Origin of the sequence: Acinetobacter sp. WU_MDCI_Abxb74, from assembly GCF_025513915.1 — a bacterium.
Taxonomy (GTDB): Bacteria; Pseudomonadota; Gammaproteobacteria; order Pseudomonadales; family Moraxellaceae; genus Acinetobacter; species Acinetobacter calcoaceticus_C.
Genome location: NZ_JAHPRP010000003.1, coordinates 157,038 through 179,123, shown reverse-complemented (window position 1 = coordinate 179,123; position 22,086 = coordinate 157,038). Strand labels below are relative to the sequence as shown.

The window sequence follows — 22,086 nt, the reverse complement described above, 5'->3', positions numbered from 1 at the left end:
TGAAATCAATTCTTAGTGTGCTGCGAATTGGTTCATTGTGTTTTTAGCATCATCATGTGCTTTAAGTGCGTTGTCACCAGAGAAGATTTCTTTATGATCATCACCGATATCAGAACCCGCCATTGCTTGGTGTTTCACACAAGCGATGCCACCACGGATTTCTTTACGTTGTACGCCAGCAACATAAGCCAACATACCTTCAGAACCGAAGTAACCTTGTGCAAGCTCATGTGTAGAAAGAGCAGCAGTGTGGTAAGTCGGAAGTGTAATCAAGTGATGGAACACACCCGCTTCACGAGAAGCATCTGCTTGGAATGTACGAATCTTGTCATCAGCATCAGCAGCTAATTCAGTAGCATCATACTCAGCGCTCATTAATTTGGCACGGTCATAAGCAGAAACGTCTTTTCCTTCAGCAACCCAACGGTCATAAGCTTGTTGACGGAAGTTTAAAGTCCAGTTAAATGATGGGCTGTTGTTGTAAACAAGCTTCGCATTTGGAACAACTTCTTTAACCCGGTTAACCATGTGAGCGATTTCTTCTACGTTTGGAGTCGCAGTTTCGATCCAAAGAAGGTCAGCACCATTTTGAAGGCTAGATACACAGTCAAGTACAACACGGTCAATTTGAGTGTCAGCACGGAACTGATATAAACCAGAAGGTAAACGCTTAGGACGGTGTAATTTACCATCACGTTTGATCAAGATTTCGTCTTCTTGAGCATCAGCAATATCAATTTCAACAGTGTCTAAGAAACCGATGTATTGAGAAGCAATGTCACCTGGCTCTTTAACCACTGGGATTTTTTGAGTCAAGTCAGCGCCTTCAGAGTCAGTACGCGCAACGATAACACCGTCATCAAGACCCATTTCTAAGAATGCATAACGTAATGCATGGATTTTAGAGATGAAATCTTCATGTGGAACAGTTACTTTACCAGCTTGGTGACCACATTGTTTAGCATCAGATACTTGGTTTTCGATTTGAAGCGCACATGCACCAGCTTCAATCATTTTACGAGCAAGTAAGTAAGTCGCTTCTTCGTTACCGAAACCAGCATCGATGTCAGCAATAATTGGCACAATGTGAGTTTGGAAACCGTCGATTTGAGCAGTGATTTCAGCAGCTTTAGCAGTATCACCAGCTTCGTTTGCTTTTTTAAGCGCACGGAATAAATCGTTTAATTCTTTTGCGTCAGCTTGACGTAAGAAAGTATAGATTTCTTCGATTAATGCAGGTACTGAAGTTTTTTCGTGCATAGATTGGTCAGGAAGTGGACCAAACTCTGAACGAAGAGCAGCAACCATCCAACCAGAAAGGTAGATATAGCGACGCTCAGTAGTACCGAAGTATTTTTTGTTCGCAATCATTTTTTGTTGTGCGATAAAACCGTGCCAGCAACCTAATGATTGAGTGTATTTGCTAGAGTCAGCATCATAAGCAGCCATATCACGACGCATAATCGCAGCTGTATATTTAGCAATGTCTAAACCAGTTTTGAATTGGTTTTGCATTTGCATACGTGCAGCATCTTCTGGGCTAATATCGCGCCAAGTGCTACCGAATTTTGCTTTTAGTTCGCGGATTGCATCAATCGCTGTTTGATATGTAGTCATGATATTGTCCTGTATTCATTTTAGGATTTCATCGATTAAAGCCTAGAGTCATGTACTTAAATTTCTTATGACACCAGCTGCTTCTTCATGAACACAGCTTAGACTTAGCCAATCAATTAATCCAATATCCTTTATTAATCTTCAGTATTTATTTAAAAAATGTACCGATAAATCGATATTATAGATAAAACAAAAAACCTTAACACTTTGTTTATAAAAATAAAATTATTCTAAAGGAGTATAGAGTTTTATTCTAAAAACTTAGTAAGTCTTATTTTTATACAATTTATGAAGTTTTTTCCACCCATTTTTAACCTTAAAAGTCAATTGTAAATTAGGCTATTTTTGCCAATGTAAAAAGTCAATTTCCATGCTAGAAAGTAATAAGTTATATATAAATATATTCTATTTGTCACCTTCATACTTAAAAATGTAGCAAAGATAATAAAATCGAGCCTTTGAAGTACTTTTTACCCCTACTTAATTCCTACAAAAAATGTCGTTTTTCTCATCATTTTTTCACACAATAGTTATTAGATATGGCATAATTTGAAACAATTTCAGGGTTTTATTTTCGGTATTTTTTTTATGAATCTGGAGCGAGTAGATCTTAATCTATTAATATATCTTGATGTACTTCTTCGTGAAAAAAATGTTACACGCGCAGCCGAACAACTTGGGGTAACTCAGCCTGCCATGAGTAATATTTTACGTCGCTTACGTAATTTATTTAATGACCCTCTTCTTATCCGTTCTTCTGAAGGGATGACTCCAACAGAACGTGCTCTTGAATTACAACCTCGTATTCGTGATGCGCTTGCTGATCTCTCCATGATTTTGGAACCCCGTACCGAATTCCGCCCTTATACAAGTAATCGTGTTTTCCGCATTATGACATCGGACTATGCCGAGGCAACTTTAGTTCCTCGTCTTGTTAAAGCGCTCCGCTCTGAAGCTCCAAACGTTGTTCTTGATTTTCTTACACCAAGTGATGTGTCTTATAGAGACATGGAACAAGGTAAAGTTGATCTCGCAATTAATAGATTTAATGAAATACCGCAAAGTTTCCATCAGGTTTTAGTTTGGCGTGATAGTTTCAGTTGTATTCTTAACGACAAACACCCTGCTGTAACTCATTTAAATTTAAAAAGCTATTTAGATGCACAACATATCTGGGTTTCTAAAACAGGTATGGGTGTCGGTTTTGGCGTAAACCCTGATAAACAAGGTGGTTTAGGCTGGATTGATCAGGCATTAGAACGTATTGGTCAACGTCGTAAAATTTCTGTATTTACTCGTCACTACCAAATGCCAGCGTTACTTGCTCAAAACGTAGACCTTATTGCCACATTACCAACACGAATGGCACGCCTACAAACACAGAATCCCAAACTACTTATAAAGGATCCTCCTTTTTATATTCCAGAGTTCGAACTCAAAATGGCTTGGTGTCCATTGTTACATCATCACCCTGCTCATCGCTGGCTGCGCCAACTTATCTTATTTGTTGCTCGTCAAATGATTGAAGAGGAAAACCGTGAATTTCTAACCAATAATTCACAATTTTCTCACTATTAAATAAATTTTAATTTAATTGTCGATTTCAGGCGCTGAGCAATCAATCTGATTACCTCAGCGCTTTTTTATGTTAAAACAATAGTCATAATAATGATGAATCTCAGGTGATTTGTGAGTCTCTTTCAAAATATCATTATCATCGTACTGCTCATTATCGGAGCGGGCTTTTTATCTTTAACTGAAATTGCACTCGCTGGTGCCAGAAAAGTTAAGCTAAAAATTCTAGCCGAAGCGGGTGAAGAACGCGCTCAACAAGTACTAGATTTACAAGAACAATCTGCTGACTTTTTTGCAGCCTCTCAAATTGGCCTAAATGCAGTTGCGATTTTAGGCGGTATTTTGGGTGAAGCTGCTTTTCGTCCTTATTTCGTGACTTTAGTTGACCGTTTCTACGCAGGTCCCTGGACACAAACGATTGGTTTTGCCCTATCCTTTACTTTAGTGACATCACTCTTTATTTTATTTGCCGATCTTATGCCAAAACGTTTGGCTATGATTGCACCCGAAAAAATTGCAATTAGTGTTATTAACCCAATTCAGGTTTTTATTAAGGTTTGTAAACCTTTAGCTTGGGGAATTAACGCAATTGCCAATCTGTTATTCCGTTTATTTAAAGTGAATACAACGCGAGAAGACAACATTACTTTTGATGATATTTCAGCAGTAATGGATGCAGGTGCGCAGGCAGGTGTACTTCAAAAACAAGAACATCACTTTATCGAAAATGTTTTTGAATTAGAAGAACGCAACGTACCTTCCAGTATGACAACACGTGAAAATGTTGTTTATTTCACCTTAAATGAACATGAAGATAGCATTCGCCAAAAATTAGCAGAGTACCCTTATTCAAAATTTTTGGTATGTAATGAAAATATCGATCAGGTCATTGGTTACGTCGACGCCAAAGACTTCCTTGTTCGTATTTTAAATAATCAATCTCCAACGCAATTGAATGAAACAACCATTCGTACGGTCTTGATGATTCCTGACACTTTAACCCTATCAGAATTACTTGATCGTTTCCGCTCTACCAAAGAAAAGTTTGCGGTTGTTATAAATGAATATGCGCTTGTCGTGGGGGTTATTACCTTAAGCGATATTATGATTACGGTTATGGGCGATTGGGTAACCCCAATTGAGGAAGATCAGCAAATCATTAAACGTGATAATAATTCATGGTTAATTGATGGCAGCACACCAATTGACGACTTAAGACACGCACTTGAAATTGATGAAATGCCTGATGAAGAAAATTATGAAACATTAGCAGGCTTCATGATGTACCGTCTACGCAAAATTCCACGTCCAGCAGATTTTGTGGAATTCGGTGGATACAAGTTTGAAGTAGTCGATGTCGATAATTTTAAAATTGACCAACTCCTTGTAACTCGAATTTTAGAACAAAGTGAAGTACATTCATCAATTGATGAAAACTAATTTATATTAATTTAAATACCTCACAATTTTATGTGGGGTATTTTTCAACCTAAATAAATTTTTCATATATATATAATAATTATTTTAGATTCATAAATTCAATTTGCTCTTTTAATCTAAAAATAATATTATTTAAATTATCAATTATATTAAATCTTAAATACTGAAAAATAATAGAATAGTCTATATATCTTAATTAACATAAAGCGATTAGATCCCCATTTACATTATCATCAAACTTTTGTAACCTAGCCCAAAGTCAGTCTTTAAATGGTTCTTCTTCTCATTTCACCCATCAAAACATGTATAACTAAAAAAAATATCATATAATTTTTATTTTTATAAAGCCTTTATAATCTATTATTATGAATTACATTTATTATATGCTTACTATAATCCAAATATATATGTTCAGTATTTCTTCAAAATATACCTTTCCAACTGAATATATATTAACCAAATAAACTAAATATATTATTTGTCTTTTTGATAAAAATTAATAAGAATAACCAAGGTCAGAGTTTTGAATAAACTTGTTCAGTAAAACTATAGGCAAAGGATTGATTGTATGCTGACATTACTTGGTGTTGGCATGATTTTGTGCTTCATGTATTTAATCATGTCCAAACGTTTAAGCCCTATTATTGCTTTAATTCTCATCCCATTTATTTTTTCTCTTATTGCTTGGGGCCTAGGTCACTACTTTGAAAGTTTGAGTCACATTGAACTCAAAGGTCTCAGTGAGATGATGCTAGAAGGCATCAAAAAATTAGCGCCAACTGGCGTAATGCTTTTATTCGCAATTTTATATTTTGCCTTAATGATCGATGCAGGTCTTTTCGATCCACCAGTTAAATGGATTTTGAAAAAGGTTAAAGGTGATCCTTTAAAAATCACAATGGGAACCGTGTTTTTAACCACAATGGTTTCTTTAGACGGTGATGGCTCAACAACGTATATGATTTGTGTGGCTGCAATGTTGCCACTTTATCAACGCTTAGGAATGAATACACTCATCATGACTGCACTTATGCTGTTATGTAGTGGTGTAATGAACCTAACACCATGGGGCGGCCCTACAGCTCGTGCTGCAAGTGCACTACAAATTGACCCAAGCCACATTTTCGTACCAATGATTATCCCTATGGTCATTAGTATTGGTTGGTTATTTTTCTTGGCGTACCTATACGGTCGTTATGAGCAAAAACGTTTAGGTGTTATTGAGCTTGAAACTCACCATGGCGACAATATTACCGTATCGAAAGATCCTGAAGCGACTCGTCCACATTTACGCAAAGTAAATATGGTGCTTACCATCATTCTTATGATTGCTTTGATTAAAGGCATTTTGCCTATGTCTGTGTTGTTCATGATAGCGTTCTGTATCGCAATGCTTATTAACTACCCTGACGTTGATATGCAGAAAAAGCGCATTGCAATGCATGCAGATAGTGTCTTAGCTGTTGTGGGCTTAATTTTTGCAGCAGGTATTTTCACAGGAATTTTATCTGGTACAGGTATGGTTGAGGCGATGTCTAAAGAGTTCGTCGCAATGATTCCTCCAAGCATGGGTCCATATCTTGCACCAATCACAGCTTTAGTCAGTATGCCTTTGACTTTCTTTATGTCTAATGATGCATTCTTCTATGGTGTTTTACCTGTTCTTGCCGAAGCTGCTTCACATTATGGTATTAGTGCAGAAGAAATTGCCCGTGCCTCGATTATTGGTCAACCAGTCCATTTACTATCACCTCTTGTACCATCAACCTATTTGTTATGTGGTCTTGCTAAAGTCGATTTTGCAGATCACCAAAAGTTCACTTTAAAGTGGGCATTTATTACTTGTATGGTTCTTATGGGTACAGCGCTAGTTATTGGTGTTTTCCCTTTGTTCCATTCACTTACATAAATTATCAGCAATAAAAAAAAGCCCCAAATGGGGCTTTTTTTTATTGCTCTACATATTCAATTAAGTGATCTAACACAATGTGAAAATGCAATGTAATGTCTTCTTCTAAAATTTTATAGGCATTATCAAACTGAACCATTGGCCAACCTTCTTTCCAAAATGGAAAAATATTGTGTAGGCTCTCAGTCACGATCGCATCTTCACGACTAATCGCTTGAGCAACTTGAGCTAAAACCTGAGCGGTTTCTGCCCCATCCATAGCTAAATAATCAAGACCACGTGCTTTAAAAATACGGATACGGTCTTTTTTATAACGAATCTTTTTCGCCTGACCTGAATTCAAGCCTAATGCCAGCGTAGCCGCTTCTACAAACTTTTCTTCAAAGTTTGCACTCAATGCAACTAAAGCCTGTTTATGTGCTTCTTGACGCCCAGCTTTCCCCCCATTACGGATAATCTCATTTGCTTCCGTATCTAGCTTATCTTTTTTCATAGACTGTAAAATGTCTAAAATTTCGATATCGCTTAGAGATTCAGGAGATTGCTCAAACATAGGAGTCCTTATACATACAACTAAAGGCATATTCTCTCATAAAAGCACTACTAAAGCAGAGTAAAATTTTAAATAGCCTATTATCTTGACTATTTTTATAGTCCTAACTTCATAGACTACACTCATAAAATCAAATAATTCTTTGGTTATAATTTTAATTATTTGCCAAATTAATTTTACCCTGATAATATTATTTTACCCAGATAAAAATATACGTCTAAAATGAATACTAAAATCACCTATACTGCTTTCACTGGAAGCACGCTTATTGCGAGTGACTCCCTAGTTGAACTTGCAAAAAAACTTAAAAATCTTCCGAAACCAACGGAAAATATTCTGATTTTTAATGATCAAACAGGTCAACAAATTGATCTTGATCTTTCTGGTACGGAAAAAGAATTTCAACAACGTTATGCTGAACCGGAAGAAATTAAAAAAGTTGGACGACCTAAACTCGGAGTAATTTCTCGTGAAATCACTTTACAGAAAAAACATTGGGATTGGTTAGATCAACAAAGTGCGAGTGCATCAGCAATAATTCGTAAGTTAATTGATAAAGAGTTAAATAACCCAAATTCTGAAGGTAATATTATGCTCGCTAAACAAGCCATCGACCGTTTTATGTCTTCCATGTTGGGTAATATGCCAAATTACGAAGAAGCAACACGCGCCTTATATCAAGGCGATCGAGATATATTTTTAAAGATGATTCAGAGCTATCCTAAAGATTTAAGAGAATATTTAACTTTAAAAACTCAAAGTATTTTCTAAACCCAATAAAAAAACCCGCTTACGCGGGTTTTTTCAAAATCAATCCAGCCTATTAAAGACGGACTAATTCCACAACTTTTTCAGCTGCCTCTTCAACGGTTTCAGCAGTAACTTCTGTATCTGTGCCTTCCACAGCCGTAGTGATAACCACAACACCTGTCTCACGCAATAAAGTAATTTGCTCAGCAGTTAAGTTGGCTTTTGCAATCGCAACTACACCTTGTTGGATCAATAAACTTTCTAAAACTTGAGCTTTCTCGATTAACTGTGCAGAAATCCCAATCACCGCAGGCTTTTGACCCAAACGTGCAGCACGATCTTCAGCAGTTACAGGGTTGCTATGTGCAGCCCACTCTACCGCAGACTCAACCATACCCGCACCAACCGTTACATTGCTTAAACGATCAATGAAAATAAATGAACCTGTGTATCGTGAATCTTGATATTGATCAAACACGACTGGCGCATCAAACTCAACAACAACGTCTGCAATTGCATTTAATTCAAGCTCTTCCACCTGAGTATGCTCAAGCGTATTCACATTCACACGATAGTGAATGTTAGTCACTTTTGCAGGAACAGTCTGTGTACCAATCTTAACGTTGTACAACTTGCCCTTCACAAGTGGGTGTTCATTCATCCACACCACTGAAGCACGAACACTGCGTGAAATTAATGGCTGTTCACCTGCACGTACTAATACATTGCCGCGGCTAATATCAATTTCATCATTCAACGTTAATGTAACCGCCTGACCCGCAACAGCTTGATCTAGATTTCCATCAAATGTTACGATTTCTTTAACTGTTGAGCGCTTACCTGATGGTAATGCAACAATTTCATCACCAACATTGATTTTACCTAAAGCAACAGTACCAGCGAAACCACGGAAATCCAGGTTTGGACGGTTCACATATTGAACAGGGAAACGAAATTCGCGTTTGTTTGATTCACGACTAATTTCAACTGACTCAAGAATGCTCATCAAGGTTTGACCCTTGTACCAAGCTGTATGCTCAGAAGCATTTACCACGTTATCGCCATTTAAAGCAGAAATCGGTACAAACTGAATATTGGCTGGATGACGATCACCTAATTGGTTCACAAAATTATCATATTCAACCTGAATTTCGTTAAAACGCCCTTCAGAGAACTCAACTAAATCCATTTTATTAATGGCAACAACAATATTTTTAATACCAAGTAAACTTGCAATAAAAGTATGACGACGAGTTTGAGTTTGTACACCATAACGCGCATCGATCAAGATAATTGCAAGATCAGCGGTTGACGCACCTGTTGCCATGTTACGGGTATATTGTTCATGCCCAGGTGTATCAGCAATAATAAACTTACGCTTTTCTGTTGAAAAATAGCGGTAAGCCACATCAATGGTAATACCTTGCTCACGCTCGGCTTGTAAACCATCTACAAGTAACGCCAAGTCTGGTGCATCACCGGTAGTTCCTACTTTTTTACTATCACGCGTTACAGCTTGCAATTGATCTTCATAAATCAATTTTGAGTCGTAGAGTAAACGTCCAATTAAAGTACTTTTACCATCATCTACGTTACCGCAAGTCAAAAAGCGCAATAGGTCTTTTTGTTCATGTTGCTTCAAATAGGCCAAGATATCTTGACTGATTAATTCTGATTGATGAGACATTGCTCAAACTCCACAAATTTAGAAATTGTCTTAGAAATAGCCTTCTTGCTTTTTCTTTTCCATTGAGCCCGCTTCATCATGGTCAATCATACGACCTTGACGCTCAGAACTCGTGGCTAAAAGCATTTCTTGGATAATTTCAGGTAACGTATCTGCTTCAGACTCAACTGCACCAGTTAATGGATAACAGCCAAGCGTACGGAAACGTACAGACTTCATCTGTGGAACTTCACCCTCTTTTAAACGCATACGCTCATCATCAACCATGATTAACGTACCGCTACGCTCTACTACCGGACGAACAGCAGAGAAATAAAGAGGGACAATTTGAATATTTTCTAAATAGATATATTGCCAGATATCCAACTCAGTCCAGTTAGATAATGGGAATACACGAATACTTTCACCCTTATTCACTTTACCGTTGTAAAGATTCCAAAGTTCAGGACGCTGATTTTTCGGATCCCAACGATGCTTACTATCACGGAATGAATAAACACGCTCTTTCGCACGTGATTTTTCTTCATCACGGCGTGCGCCACCAAAAGCAGCATCAAATTGATATTTATCCAAAGCCTGTTTCAAAGCTTGGGTTTTCATAATATCTGTATATTTTGAGCTACCATGATCGAATGGATTGATTCCAGCTTCGCGACCTTCTTTGTTCTGATGAACGATTAAATCAAAGCCATGCGTTTTTGCCATGTTATCGCGAAATGAAATCATCTCTTTAAATTTCCACCCAGTATCTACATGTAATAATGGGAATGGAAGTTTAGCTGGATAAAATGCTTTTAACGCAAGATGAAGCATTACCGCCGAGTCTTTACCAATTGAGTAAAGCATTACCGGATTTTCAAATTCAGCAGCCACTTCACGAATAATATGAATGCTTTCAGCTTCAAGTTGCTTGAGATGTGTGAGTCTTGATTCAGTCATGAACACGTCCTTCTCTATCCATTTTGCCCATAAAATCTAGAAGTGGTATTAAACCGCCACCTAGAAGACCATGTGGAGGAACGAGTGCCATAACAACTCCAATTTTTTCGTAATAGATAATCCAACCACAAGCCTTTATATGGCTTATAGCATTAGTTATGCATTATAGTGATTTAAAACCGATTTCTTTTGCTTGTTTTTTCATATTGATATTCGATTTCATCATATACATGTAATATGCTGATTCACTTGCATAACTTGGCAATCGTAGCTTGTATAGCCAACTTAAGCAAATCATGATCTACTCTTTAGATTTCTCTAAAAACCATAAAAAAAGAGAAGCCTTAATAGCTTCTCTTTTGTAAAACATAATCTAATCTTAGAAACCGAACATTTTACGTTCTAATGGAATTTCAATTCCAATAGATGCGCCTGCATCATTACCTTCTAGATCTGAATCACTTACCCAGCCATTAATTTTTAATGGAAGATCAGGCTTGATGAAATGTGTCCAAGTTAAATCAAGGGCTTTAATTTCATCGTCTTTAGGGAATGCTTTATTAATTGCCCGGTCAGATTGGTTAACCTTAACCACCATTGCTCGACCACTCAAACGGTTCATGACATCAAAGCGGATATCACCACCCACTGAATACATTTGCCCATCACCACCCATCGCGTGGCCTAATGGGTAACCATGCTGGTAATAGCCATCTTTATAAGTTGAATGAGCATAAGAGATACCTCTTACATCACCATTAGTACGTGTATCTGCCCATTCTGCATAAAGTTGATAAGGCAAGTTATTGTAGCTAGATGAATAGTCCACACCTGCTAAGTACATTTTCTTAGAAGGCAAACCGCCCGCCTCATCTTCACCTACATATTGTCCATATATACTGACTGGAACTTGGAATAGCGGTTGTAGTAATAAGCGACCATCAAAGCCAGCAATTTGGTTTGATGGATCTGCTTCACCAGTTCCACCATTATCTTTATTGCCGACAAATGCATCCCATAAAGAACTAAAGCTTTCAGGACGTCCATCCCCACCCCATTGAATAGCACGCGATGCGCCTAACTCAATATATGGCAACGGTTGTGCAGTTACACGCAAGCCAATTAATTTAGCATCAGGGACTGCTTTATAGTCATCTAATTGACCAGCAAAAGCTTGATATTGCCAAGGCCCAATCCAAGATAACCATTTTGTATCAAAAGCATTTTGTACAGCACGTTGTGCCGTTACACCATAAACCGGACGGCTAGCATCACCACGAATTAAACTACCATCATGGCCAGGACCCCACCATGTTGGAATTTGACCTGCAACTACCCACTGATTCCAAAGTTTACCAGCAACATATGAGCCTTCAACATTCACATCTTGTCCATTATCAATTTCTGGATCTTTTTCTGCATTTACTCGGATTTTTGCATCCCAGTTTTCACCACCTGCATTAAACTCTAAAGAACCTTGATATTGAGCTTTTTGGTTATCACCGAATGCTTGAGGAACATTTTTAGAATCAGTCTCAGCAAAAGCGCCTACTTTAACTGTATTGTTATCTGCTTTTAATGCATTAAGAACGGAATTAATAACTTTTTGTTGAGCTGGATGAGACACTTCTGCCCGAGAGAGTGCTCGATGAATTTCATCACCACTTAACGGCCAAGTTGAAGTGCTAATATTGATAACACCTTGTTGATTCAACCAATTTAAGTCTGTACGTAAGTCCTCATTATTTAGCACTAAACCTTGTGCAAAAATAGTGGATGAAGCAGTTGCCAATATTGCAATCGAAAGTGTTTTTCTTAGAAACATGCCAGCCAATTCTCAAAGTTATTTATGAGCAACACCTTAAATTTTTTATCTCAACTTTGCAATTGTTAAACTGTGCAATTACATTTTTTAACGCTATCTTAAGATTAGTGTAGATAGGTAAGTTTTTGAGATATAAAGGTAATAAAAAAGGCAGTATAAATACTGCCTTTTTGCCTTTAGAGAAGATTAACCTTCTTTACGGCGCATGTGAGGGAATAAAATTACATCACGAATACTTGGTGCATCGGCAAATAACATAACTAAACGGTCAATACCGATACCTTCACCAGCTGTAGGTGGCAAGCCATACTCAAGCGCTTCAACGAACTCTGCATCGTAATGCATTGCTTCATCATCACCAGCATCTTTCTCTGCAACTTGGGCTTGGAAACGTTCAGCCTGATCAATTGGATCGTTTAACTCGCTGAAACCATTTGCCAATTCACGACCACCGATGAAAAACTCAAAACGGTCGGTAACATGTGGATTGTCATCATTACGTCGAGCAAGTGGAGATGTTTCAGCTGGGTATTCAGTAATAAATGTTGGCTGACGAAGTTTAGTTTCAACAGTCTCTTCAAATACGATAGTTTGAAGCTTACCTAAACCAAAACCAGGCTTAACTTGTTCTTTTAATTCTTCACGAATAAATTGAGCAAGGAACTCACGATCGCCCACATTTTCTGGCGTAAACTGTGGGTTATTCTCTAAGATCGCATCAAACATAGAGATTTTTTTGTATGGCCCTTTGAAGCTAAATACTTCACCTTGGTAAGGCACATCAGTTGTACCTAAAATATCCAAGGCCAACTTTTCAATCATATTTTCAGTTAATGCCATCAAGTCTTTATAATCAGCGTAGGCTTGATAAAACTCGATCATCGTAAATTCAGGGTTATGACGTGTTGAAACACCTTCGTTACGGAAGTTACGGTTAATTTCAAACACACGCTCAAAACCACCAACAACCAAACGCTTTAAGTACAGCTCAGGTGCAATACGCAAGAATAATGGCATATCCAAAGCATTGTGATGTGTTTCAAACGGACGTGCAGATGCGCCACCCGGAATCACATGCATCATTGGCGTTTCAACTTCCATGAAACGTTCATTGTTTAAAAATGCTCGAATACCTGCAACAACTTTAGCGCGGATTTCAAAAGTTTTACGTGTTTCTTCATTCACAATTAAGTCAAGGTAACGTTTACGGTACTTAACTTCTGTGTCATTTAAGCCATGGAATTTATCTGGTAACGGGCGAAGCGATTTCGTTAAAAGCTCAAAGCCTTCAAGATGAACATATAAATCACCTTTTCCTGAACGTCCGATATAACCTTCAGCAGCAATAATGTCACCAAGATCTAGACCTTTAATGGTCTCAAGAATATCTTTTGGTAAACCTTTACGGTCAACATATAACTGAATACGACCTGTCATATCTTGAATAACCATGAAAGAACCACGGTTTAACATGACACGACCAGCAATTTTTACATAGACATGCTCAGCGCTTTCAATTTGTTCTTTCGACTGATCTTTAAATTGTTCTTGTAGATCAGCAGCGTAATGTTCACGCTTAAACGTATTCGGCCAAGGACTCTTTCCAGTTTCCTTCGCAACATCTTGGATTTGCTTTAATTTGGCATGACGCTGTGCAATTAAATCGTTTTCGGAAATAGTTGGTTCAGAAGTCGATTGAGCGTTTTGTTGCGTCATCTCTGCCTCGATTAAGTAAAAATTAAGTGCTATATCTTAACAGATTGCGGGAGTTTTTCGAATGATTTCAATCAAACAAAAATGAAAAAAGACAATTTTATAGAACCAAACACTACTTTTTAAAGGCAAAATGACTTAGACCAATCGCTAAGATCATTTTTTAAAGCATTTAGTAAAATATAAAAAAATCCAAATAACCTCGATATTCAAAAGGCCCTATTTGCCTTTTATTTTATCAATGAGATTGTGTAGTAAATAATGAAAATTCTATTTTTACATGGCTTGGATTCTTCTCGTGAGTCGACAAAGTTCCATGCCATTTTACATCCTGAAAAATTTTGTATTGACGTCGATTATCGTAACTTAAGTTATGCATCTGTTGAGTACTTCTACCATCAGGTTATTCAGACGATCAAACCAGATCTGTTGGTGGGCCATAGCATTGGAGGCTATTGGGCGCTAAAAACTGCTGCTCAACATAAATTAGCTGTTATTGTGGCGAATCCAAGTCTTACACCTAATTTTCGGGAGGACTACCCTCAACTTTCTGAAGAAGAACTCATTCTCTCTAATCCTAAAATGGCCTATTTAGAATTAGGAGATGAGCAACTTGATATGTATCAGGTTCAAGAAAAACTTGCTCCTTATATGAATATTGAAACTTTTGAAGGTGGGCATCATCGCTTGGCCTATCCTTCGCGAATTAATGATCTGATTATAAAAATTTATAAAAAATATTTGGCTTAGACTTACTATAGTTTGATTATATAAAACTGGTGTATATGTGAGTAAAAGAAGCTCTATTTTGCTTCTGCCATTTTTTTAACCACATCAAAACCCTGAACAAAGCCACTTTTCAACATGCCCATATATTCAGGTAAGGTGGCCACTTCAACTTTTAGAGCGGTTATATTATCTTTTTGGGTTAGAAAATATTTTTCTAAGGAACCACTCCACCCTTTAACCTCTTCACTTTCTAAATCCTCCTTACCCTCCTTAATCATTCCTAAATGTTTAAAAATCAATATTTCCGGTTTTTGCATTTGTTCAATCGTAGAAACCATTCCATTGCCTTCACCGTCAAGAAAATAAGTTTTACCACCAATTTTCCAGTCGGTACGCATGGTGGAATCCGGTGCAAAGAATTTCGTCCAAGCGTTATATGTCTCGCTATTCCAAAGTATGTCCCATACTTTTTCTATAGACGCCTCAATTTCCACTTCATATACTAAATTTTCCATATTTCACTTCCCTGATTTATACCGTCTTAATGACAGCAAATTTTAATTTTCGGTTTTAATAATGACATTCTGTCACATCATAGTTTGTTGTTATTTAGCTTTCGTATGAAATGAATCTTTAAATTATGAGGTGCTCTTTATTTCAAGATACTTTCACAAATAAAATTAATTATAAGAATGCATTAGTTATTATTCGTTTATGGCGAAGTTTTGCCTAAATAACCAGTTATTTGTCCTAACCTGCCATTCATCTTTACTTACGAATGATTAAACTCCGTTATTTACTTTACTTTGAATGTAGAACTGCGTAAAAATTTGATATCCGATCAAAGGCACATTGGTTATTATTGACCGGATCGTAGTTACATTATTAATAGATGGAATAGTTTTACTGAAAGGCAGCTTTGAGCAAACTTATCAGTGCGGAGAGTCTCATGAAAAAATATCAATGTATCGTTTGTGGATGGATTTATGACGAAGCGGAAGGTTGGCCACAAGACGGCATTGCAGCTGGAACAAAATGGGAAGACATTCCAGATGACTGGACTTGCCCTGATTGCGGCGTTTCAAAAGCTGACTTCGAAATGATCGAAATCTAAGAACGTAAAGTAAAAAGGCCATGATCGACATGGTCTTTTTTACGAATATTACCCATCACCGTATTAAATAAATAATTCTAACTCTGGAGAAAAAAATGCATCCTATCGTCATTATCGGATCAGGCATGGCGGGTTATACCTTAGCACGTGAGTTTCGTAAGCTTAGCCCAGAGCAAGAACTTGTGATGATTTGTGCGGATGATGCAGTGAACTATGCAAAGCCAACATTATCAAATGCATTTGCAGGTAAAAAAGCACCAGAACAGATTCCATTAGGTGATGCTGCTAAAATGGGTACTCAACTCAATATGCGTATTGAGCCTTTTACTTTTGTAAAAGAGATTTTAGCTGAACGCCATGAGCTTGTTCTAGAGAAGGATGGTGTAACGTCGACGCAACCCTACTCAAAACTGATTTTAGCCGTGGGTGCTAACCCAATTCGCCTTGCAATTGCAGGTGATGGTAGCGATGACATTCATGTCGTGAACTCACTGATTGATTACCGCACTTTCCGTGAAAATCTAGCTCAACGTAAAGACAAACGTGTAGTTATTTTGGGCGCCGGTTTAATTGGTTGTGAATTTGCCAATGACTTACTTCATAGTGAATATGACATCACTGTAATTGATTTGGCTCCTCAACCATTGGGTCGTTTACTTCCAGCACATATTGCTTCTGCATTCCAACAGAACCTTGAGGAAGCTGGAGTAAAATTCGCTTTAGGAACCACGGTTGAGAAAGTCAGCAAAGTTAATAATGGCGAAGATTATGCGATAACCCTCGCAAACGGACAAACATTGGTTGCTGACCTTGTTCTTTCTGCAATTGGCTTACAACCAAATATTTCACTTGCTAAAAGTGCAGATATTCAAACCAGCCGTGGCATTATTACCAATGGTTTACTGGAAACAAATCAAGCAGACATCTATGCAATTGGGGATTGCGCAGAAGTAAACGGTACCTTACTTCCATATGTTATGCCGATTATGCAACAGGCTCGTGCCCTCGCAAAAACACTCAGTGGACAACAAACTACCGTTCATTACCCTGCTATGCCCGTTGCAGTAAAAACTCCAGCGGCTCCGCTTACAGTATTGCCTGCTCCAGTTGATGTAGAAGTGAACTGGGAAACAGAAGAGTTCGACGATGGTATGCTTGCCAAAGCAATTGACAATGAAGGAACATTGCGTGGTTTTGTATTGCTAGGTGCAACCGCAGGTAAACAACGCTTAGCTTTAACAAAGCTTGTTCCAGATCTTATTCCAGCCCAAGCATAAGGTTTGTATCAGGAATACTCACTTAGAGAGTATTCCTTTAAGGAATGAATAACATGAATAGCGCTTTACAGTTTAACATTTCACCGTACACATCTTTCATGCAAGAAACCAAAGTCAACTTAGGCAATGGAATTGAATTACATGTAGAAGTGGGCGGAAAACCAGAACATCCAACCATTTTGCTGATTATGGGTCTTGGTGCCCAAATGATTTTTTGGCCAGATTTCTTCTGTAAATCGCTGATTGATCAAGGATTTCGTGTTATTCGTTTTGATAACCGTGATATTGGCCTTTCTTCAAAAGTACGTCATGAGGGTAAACGGTTAAATACTGTCAAATTGATGGGCCGTTTTGCACTAGGGCTAACTAATCAGGGTGCGCCTTATACTCTGCATGATATGGCAGATGATGTATCTATGCTCATTGACCGTTTAGGCGTGAACAAAACGCATGTGATTGGTGCATCAATGGGCGGGATGATTGCTCAAATTCTTGCAGCAAAATATCCAGAAAAGGTTGAAAAATTAGGGCTTATGTTTACAAGTAATAATCAGCCTTTTTTACCCCCTCCTTTTCCTAAGCAACTTTTGAGTTTAATTGGTAAACCTGAGTCCCGTGATGAAGAAGGTATTGTTAATCATAGTTTAAAACTATTTCAATTGATCGGTTCACCTGGTTATCTCAACCAGATTGAAGCAATACAAACCGCACGTAAGCTTTATCAACGTAGCTATTATCCTGCTGGTGTACTTCAGCAGTTTTTAGCAATATTATGTACAGGCTCCTTACTTCAACTGGACCGTAAAATTAAGCAACCTGCTTTAGTCTTACATGGCTCTCGCGATCGTTTACTTCCACCTAGCCACGGTAAGGCTGTAGCAAAAGCAATTCCCGGTGCTAAGTTTGAATTAATTGATGGAATGGGGCATGATATCCCTGCACATTTTATTCCACAGCTTAGCGGTTTATTTGCGCATCATTTTAAATCATCAGACTAGGACACTATGGCTGCATTACCCTCACTAAGACAGCTATCATATTTAGTTACGTTGTCGGAAACTTTGCATTTTACTGAAGCAGCACGCCGCTCTTTTGTCACTCAATCGACGTTATCAGGCGGCATTATGGAGCTTGAACGTTTATTAGGTGGCGTTCTAGTAGAACGTGATCGTCAGAATGTGCGTTTAACACCTTTAGGTGAACAAGTCGTTGCTCGCGCCCGTGTACTACTAGCAGATGCTCAAGATTTAATGCGTTTGAGCCGTGAAATGAGTGAACCGTTAACGGGTGATTTGCATTTGGGTGTTATCCCAACCATTGCACCTTTTATCCTGACACGGTTACTTAATGAAGTGCATCAACAGTTACCTAAAATTCAGCTGCATTTGCATGAAGCACAAAGTGAAAAAATTGTAGAGCGCCTAGAACACGGTAATCTAGACATGATCGTTCTTGCTCTACCATTTGACACGAGAGGTCTAAAAACCGCTGAAATTTCGAAAGAAAATTTGTACCTTGTATGTAGTAAGCAAGATACGAATGCTCTTCAAGCAAACTCTCTAGATGATCTTGATTTATCAAGATTAATTTTGCTTGAAGAAGGCCACTGTTTACGTGACCACGTTTTAAGTGCATGCCCTATCGGTGAGCGTAAAAACGATAACCGCTTAAAAGCAAGCTCTTTACCAACATTAGTTGAAATGGTTTCTTCTGATTTAGGCTTTACGCTTTTACCAGAAATTGCAATTGAAAATAGTATGATCAAGTTTAATGATCAGATTACTGCAAAACCAATTGAAGATGCACCGAGCCGTACCTTAGCACTAGTGACTCGTAAGAGTACGCCATTGCAAAGTGAGTTCGATGTCTTACTGCAAATTATGCAGAAAATCACGATAAGATTACATGAATAAAAAAAGGAGTCTTCGGACTCCTTTTTATTTTATTGAGGGGTTAAAGAAGCCCACTTAAACACCCAAGCGGATTGCATATTCAAACTATTATCAGCAATAATTTTTTCTCTAATAATTTGTGCAATGGCATAGTCATTTGCAGGGTCTACCATAACTCGTATTCCTTTAGTCGTTGCACTGGTTACAACTTTGTACCCTTTCGCCTCTAACTGCGACTGAACCGTACTTGCCTTACTTTGATTAGTGGCTAATGCAACTTGTACCATCCATTTCTTTTCACCATTTTCCAAAATTTCTTTAGCGACAGCGGCATCAAGTTGCTTTTTACCGTCAAATTTTTTCTTTTCTTCTATTTTCTTAGTGGGAACATCTTCAATTTTCTTTTGGGCTAAAAACTCATCTTGTTTTGGTTTTCTTTTTTGGATGAGTATTTTTTTATTTTTCTCGGCATTTTTGTTAGCTTTAACATTAGAAGAATTTACAAAATAAGGATATATCGCTTGGTCATCAAACCTTTGAAATACGATGATATCCCCATAACACTTCTGATCTGCATAGGCGGTCACTGGTATTATCCCCAAAAGTATTTTAATAAGTAAACTTCTAATAAAGCATTGCATCTTATTCATTTACCAAAGTTAAGTATATTTAATGCGGCGTATTAAAGTAGATTTCTTGTGATTTGTATATTTTTAAAATTCAATGTTTTATGTAAAAAATCACATATTTTCAAAACATATTGCAGTGCTTCAAATTATTATCGTTTATCCAGCAACCATTTAGAAAAACTAACTAAATTACTTTGAATTTCAAATAATTAAAAAAGCCGACAAAATGTCGGCTTTTATTTAATCTTGTGAGTTCATTATTTAATAATTTCCAATAATGCCCTTTGAGCATTATGCAATTTTTCACCCTCTGCTGGCTCAGCACGAATCCAAGTACCATCACCTTGTAACAGCCATGCCTGTTGATTATCTTGTAAGTAGTTCACTAATCCTTGTTGATAAATACGTTTTTTCAACGCAGGGTCTTCAACAGGGAAACACGCTTCAACACGATTAAATAAATTACGGTCCATCCAGTCTGCACTTGAACAGTAAATACGTGCATCACCATTATTACTAAAATAATAAACGCGAGTATGCTCAAGGAAACGTCCTACAATTGAACGCACTCGAATATTTTCTGATAAGTTAGGCAAACCCGGACGTAAACAGCAAATCGAACGGATAATCAGGTCAATCTGAACACCCGCTTGAGAAGCTTCGTACAATTTATTGATTAACTGGACTTCGGTTAATGCATTTACTTTAACAATGATTTGAGCTTTACGTCCTGCTTTAGCATTCGCAATTTCTTCATCAATAAAGTTAATGAGCTGAGCATGCAAGGTAAATGGTGCATGTAATAGCTTTTTCAATTTCGCCATTTTGCCCATACCGGTCAATTCTTGGAATATACGGTGTACGTCTTCACACAGATCTTTATCCGTAGTCATGAGACCATAATCCGTATAAATTCGGGCATTCATCGCATGGTAGTTACCTGTTCCTAAATGAACGTAACGCACCAGTTTATTATTTTCACGACGTACCACCAAGATCATTTTGGCGTGAGTTTTATAACCGACTATGCCGTAAACAACGACTGCCCCAGCCTCTTGTAAAACGTTTGCTACTTCAATATTTGATTCTTCATCAAAGCGAGCACGTAATTCAATAACTGCAATAACTTCTTTTCCGTTACGCGCCGCTTCAGCCAAAATTTGCACAATTTCAGAATCAGCACCACTACGATATAACGTCTGCTTAATTGCTAATACTTGCGGATCACGTGCAGACTCGCGTAGCAATTGAATAACCGGCGCAAAAGATTCAAACGGATGATGCAGTAAAATATCCTGTTTTTGCATTGCCGAGAAAATACTCTCGGTCTTTTTAAATACTTTAGGCACAATTGGGGTATGCGAGTCATAACGTAAATGAGGACGCTTAAAATTTGAAACCAGACGAGCTAAGTTTACCGGACCATCAACTTTATATAATTGCTCATCGGTTAAATCGAACTCTTCAAGTAAGTACTCATAAATGTGCTGTGGACAGTTATGGGTCACTTCCAAGCGAACCGCACGACCGAAACGACGAGAACTTAATTCACCTTTTAATGCTTTAGCTAGGTCTTCAACATCTTCATTCAATGCCAAGTCTGCATTACGTGTAACACGGAATTGGTAACATCCAGTTGCTGTCATTCCCGGGAATAAATCAGACACATGCTCATGGATAATTGCCGATAACATCACGTGATGTTCTTTACCGCCCGTTAATTCATCAGGTAGTCGTACAACACGAGGTAATGAGCGTGGTGCAGGCACAACAGCTAAATCGATTTGACGGCCAAAAGCATCTTTACCTTCAAGGGTAATAATGAAATTCAGGCTTTTATTAACAAGTCGAGGAAATGGATGTGCTGGATCTAAGCTAATTGGTGTTAGTACAGGTGCAACTTGTTCCTGAAAATATTTTTTTACCCAAGCAGACTGGGCTGGAGTTAGCTCACCACGACGTAAGAAGCAAATATCTTCTTCACGTAGCTTAGGTAAGATTTGCTCATTTAAAATACGATATTGACGCTCAATCGCTGCATGAGCAGTTTCAGATATTTTTTGTAAAACCTGTCTAGGAGTAAGGCCATCAGGGCTACGACTTTCATTGCCTAGAGAAAATTGCTCCATTACTCCTGCAACACGAATTTCAAAGAACTCATCGAGATTACGTGAAAAAATGAGCAAGAAATTCATTCGTTCAAGCAATGGATGTAAAGGGTCTACCGCTTGTTCCAATACACGTAAATGGAAGTCAAGAATAGACAATTCACGATTGATATAACGGTCATTATAACTATATTCTATTGGGGTCGTTGCTGTAATCGCTGTATTCATGTCTAACTCTATTCTCTATCCAGCCAAATCTCTATGAACCAGTATGCTGCAAAAATATGACAATTTGGTAAAAACTAAAAAATTAACACATCTTTAAAACA

General features: G+C 37.7%; 19 protein-coding genes and 1 pseudogene. 10 read left to right on the top strand and 10 right to left on the bottom strand.

Features of this window, described 5'->3' with window-relative positions; genetic code table 11:
* Positions 1-12 precede the first annotated feature (12 nt).
* Complete coding sequence (locus tag KTH84_RS08525; RefSeq protein ID WP_202742774.1) at positions 13-1,617, bottom strand: isocitrate lyase; 1,605 nt, start codon at positions 1,615-1,617, stop codon at positions 13-15.
* Positions 1,618-2,205: 588 nt separating this feature from the next.
* Here KTH84_RS08525 and KTH84_RS08520 point away from each other — a divergent pair.
* The 3 genes from KTH84_RS08520 (at position 2,206) to KTH84_RS08510 (ending at position 6,541) form a co-directional block, all read left to right on the top strand.
* Positions 2,206-3,195 carry a LysR family transcriptional regulator gene (locus KTH84_RS08520; protein ID WP_133974827.1) on the top strand — a complete coding sequence of 330 codons (990 nt, stop codon included), beginning with the start codon at positions 2,206-2,208 and terminating at the stop codon, positions 3,193-3,195.
* Positions 3,196-3,306: 111 nt separating this feature from the next.
* Positions 3,307-4,632 carry a hemolysin family protein gene (locus KTH84_RS08515; protein ID WP_003653027.1) on the top strand — a complete coding sequence of 442 codons (1,326 nt, stop codon included), beginning with the start codon at positions 3,307-3,309 and terminating at the stop codon, positions 4,630-4,632.
* 568 nt (positions 4,633-5,200) lie between these two features.
* Positions 5,201-6,541, top strand: a complete 1,341-nt coding sequence (locus KTH84_RS08510; protein ID WP_262472861.1) for a CitMHS family transporter — start codon at positions 5,201-5,203, stop codon at positions 6,539-6,541.
* A 40-nt stretch (positions 6,542-6,581) separates the two neighbouring features.
* Here the strand turns inward: KTH84_RS08510 and KTH84_RS08505 are convergent, their stop codons facing one another.
* Entirely contained in the window at positions 6,582-7,094 is a 513-nt protein-coding gene (locus KTH84_RS08505; protein ID WP_202742773.1) for a hypothetical protein, read from the bottom strand.
* Between the two features lie 222 nt (positions 7,095-7,316).
* Between KTH84_RS08505 and KTH84_RS08500 the strand changes: the two genes are divergently transcribed.
* Complete coding sequence (locus KTH84_RS08500) at positions 7,317-7,865, top strand: DUF2239 family protein (RefSeq protein WP_262472860.1); 549 nt, start codon at positions 7,317-7,319, stop codon at positions 7,863-7,865.
* Positions 7,866-7,917: 52 nt separating this feature from the next.
* Here KTH84_RS08500 and cysN read toward each other — a convergent pair whose 3' ends face one another.
* The 5 genes and pseudogenes from cysN to lysS all read right to left on the bottom strand — a co-directional run bounded on the left by cysN (position 7,918) and on the right by lysS (position 14,011).
* On the bottom strand, positions 7,918-9,531 hold the full coding sequence (gene cysN / locus KTH84_RS08495; RefSeq protein ID WP_262472859.1) for a sulfate adenylyltransferase subunit CysN: 1,614 nt from the start codon (positions 9,529-9,531) through the stop codon (positions 7,918-7,920).
* Positions 9,532-9,561: 30 nt separating this feature from the next.
* Positions 9,562-10,470 carry a sulfate adenylyltransferase subunit CysD gene (cysD, locus tag KTH84_RS08490; RefSeq protein ID WP_004641806.1) on the bottom strand — a complete coding sequence of 303 codons (909 nt, stop codon included), beginning with the start codon at positions 10,468-10,470 and terminating at the stop codon, positions 9,562-9,564.
* Positions 10,463-10,595 (bottom strand): annotated as a pseudogene (locus tag KTH84_RS08485) (hypothetical protein). Before KTH84_RS08485 ends, cysD begins: the two are co-directional and overlap by 8 nt.
* Positions 10,596-10,849: 254 nt before the next feature.
* Positions 10,850-12,295, bottom strand: coding sequence for a capsule assembly Wzi family protein (locus KTH84_RS08480; RefSeq protein WP_262472858.1), 1,446 nt, complete (start codon positions 12,293-12,295; stop codon positions 10,850-10,852).
* A 186-nt stretch (positions 12,296-12,481) separates the two neighbouring features.
* The gene (lysS, locus tag KTH84_RS08475; RefSeq protein ID WP_004641802.1) at positions 12,482-14,011 is read right to left on the bottom strand and encodes a lysine--tRNA ligase; all 1,530 of its coding nucleotides are present in this window, start codon (positions 14,009-14,011) and stop codon (positions 12,482-12,484) included.
* Positions 14,012-14,269: 258 nt separating this feature from the next.
* Between lysS and KTH84_RS08470 the strand changes: the two genes are divergently transcribed.
* On the top strand, positions 14,270-14,758 hold the full coding sequence (locus tag KTH84_RS08470) for a YqiA/YcfP family alpha/beta fold hydrolase (protein ID WP_133974839.1): 489 nt from the start codon (positions 14,270-14,272) through the stop codon (positions 14,756-14,758).
* 53 nt (positions 14,759-14,811) lie between these two features.
* Here KTH84_RS08470 and KTH84_RS08465 read toward each other — a convergent pair whose 3' ends face one another.
* Positions 14,812-15,252 (bottom strand): SRPBCC family protein, encoded by a 441-nt coding sequence (locus tag KTH84_RS08465; protein WP_262472857.1) that lies wholly within the window; start codon positions 15,250-15,252, stop codon positions 14,812-14,814.
* Between the two features lie 434 nt (positions 15,253-15,686).
* On the opposite strand from KTH84_RS08465, the gene rubA reads away from it, so the two are divergent.
* The 4 genes from rubA to oxyR all read left to right on the top strand — a co-directional run bounded on the left by rubA (position 15,687) and on the right by oxyR (position 19,041).
* Entirely contained in the window at positions 15,687-15,851 is a 165-nt protein-coding gene (gene rubA, locus KTH84_RS08460; protein WP_000760495.1) for a rubredoxin RubA, read from the top strand.
* A 95-nt stretch (positions 15,852-15,946) separates the two neighbouring features.
* Complete coding sequence (gene rubB, locus KTH84_RS08455) at positions 15,947-17,128, top strand: rubredoxin reductase RubB (RefSeq protein WP_262472856.1); 1,182 nt, start codon at positions 15,947-15,949, stop codon at positions 17,126-17,128.
* A 53-nt stretch (positions 17,129-17,181) separates the two neighbouring features.
* On the top strand, positions 17,182-18,126 hold the full coding sequence (estB, locus tag KTH84_RS08450) for an esterase EstB (RefSeq protein WP_262472855.1): 945 nt from the start codon (positions 17,182-17,184) through the stop codon (positions 18,124-18,126).
* Between the two features lie 6 nt (positions 18,127-18,132).
* Entirely contained in the window at positions 18,133-19,041 is a 909-nt protein-coding gene (gene oxyR / locus KTH84_RS08445) for a LysR family transcriptional regulator OxyR (RefSeq protein ID WP_042898222.1), read from the top strand.
* Positions 19,042-19,070: 29 nt separating this feature from the next.
* On the opposite strand, the gene KTH84_RS08440 is transcribed toward oxyR, so the two are convergent.
* Entirely contained in the window at positions 19,071-19,661 is a 591-nt protein-coding gene (locus KTH84_RS08440; protein ID WP_262472905.1) for an SPOR domain-containing protein, read from the bottom strand.
* A 57-nt stretch (positions 19,662-19,718) separates the two neighbouring features.
* Here KTH84_RS08440 and KTH84_RS08435 point away from each other — a divergent pair, with 57 nt between their 5' ends.
* Positions 19,719-19,847, top strand: a complete 129-nt coding sequence (locus tag KTH84_RS08435; protein WP_081399186.1) for a hypothetical protein — start codon at positions 19,719-19,721, stop codon at positions 19,845-19,847.
* 59 nt (positions 19,848-19,906) lie between these two features.
* Here the strand turns inward: KTH84_RS08435 and ppk1 are convergent, their stop codons facing one another.
* Positions 19,907-21,985: a polyphosphate kinase 1 gene (gene ppk1, locus KTH84_RS08430; RefSeq protein ID WP_075431292.1), complete on the bottom strand. Its 2,079-nt coding sequence runs from the start codon at positions 21,983-21,985 to the stop codon at positions 19,907-19,909.
* Positions 21,986-22,086: the final 101 nt, after the last annotated feature.

Bases quoted from the DNA above. Each gene is read 5' to 3' on its own strand.
- KTH84_RS08525 (WP_202742774.1), bottom strand. From the start codon at position 1,617: ATGACTACATATCAAACAGCGATTGATGCAATCCGCGAACTAAAAGCA.
- KTH84_RS08520 (WP_133974827.1), top strand. From the start codon at position 2,206: ATGAATCTGGAGCGAGTAGATCTTAATCTATTAATATATCTTGATGTA.
- KTH84_RS08510 (WP_262472861.1), top strand. From the start codon at position 5,201: ATGCTGACATTACTTGGTGTTGGCATGATTTTGTGCTTCATGTATTTA.
- KTH84_RS08505 (WP_202742773.1), bottom strand. From the start codon at position 7,094: ATGTTTGAGCAATCTCCTGAATCTCTAAGCGATATCGAAATTTTAGAC.
- KTH84_RS08500 (WP_262472860.1), top strand. From the start codon at position 7,317: ATGAATACTAAAATCACCTATACTGCTTTCACTGGAAGCACGCTTATT.
- cysN (WP_262472859.1), bottom strand. From the start codon at position 9,531: ATGTCTCATCAATCAGAATTAATCAGTCAAGATATCTTGGCCTATTTG.
- cysD (WP_004641806.1), bottom strand. From the start codon at position 10,470: ATGACTGAATCAAGACTCACACATCTCAAGCAACTTGAAGCTGAAAGC.
- KTH84_RS08480 (WP_262472858.1), bottom strand. From the start codon at position 12,295: ATGTTTCTAAGAAAAACACTTTCGATTGCAATATTGGCAACTGCTTCA.
- lysS (WP_004641802.1), bottom strand. From the start codon at position 14,011: ATGACGCAACAAAACGCTCAATCGACTTCTGAACCAACTATTTCCGAA.
- KTH84_RS08470 (WP_133974839.1), top strand. From the start codon at position 14,270: ATGAAAATTCTATTTTTACATGGCTTGGATTCTTCTCGTGAGTCGACA.
- KTH84_RS08465 (WP_262472857.1), bottom strand. From the start codon at position 15,252: ATGGAAAATTTAGTATATGAAGTGGAAATTGAGGCGTCTATAGAAAAA.
- rubA (WP_000760495.1), top strand. From the start codon at position 15,687: ATGAAAAAATATCAATGTATCGTTTGTGGATGGATTTATGACGAAGCG.
- rubB (WP_262472856.1), top strand. From the start codon at position 15,947: ATGCATCCTATCGTCATTATCGGATCAGGCATGGCGGGTTATACCTTA.
- estB (WP_262472855.1), top strand. From the start codon at position 17,182: ATGAATAGCGCTTTACAGTTTAACATTTCACCGTACACATCTTTCATG.
- oxyR (WP_042898222.1), top strand. From the start codon at position 18,133: ATGGCTGCATTACCCTCACTAAGACAGCTATCATATTTAGTTACGTTG.
- KTH84_RS08440 (WP_262472905.1), bottom strand. From the start codon at position 19,661: ATGCAATGCTTTATTAGAAGTTTACTTATTAAAATACTTTTGGGGATA.
- ppk1 (WP_075431292.1), bottom strand. From the start codon at position 21,985: ATGAATACAGCGATTACAGCAACGACCCCAATAGAATATAGTTATAAT.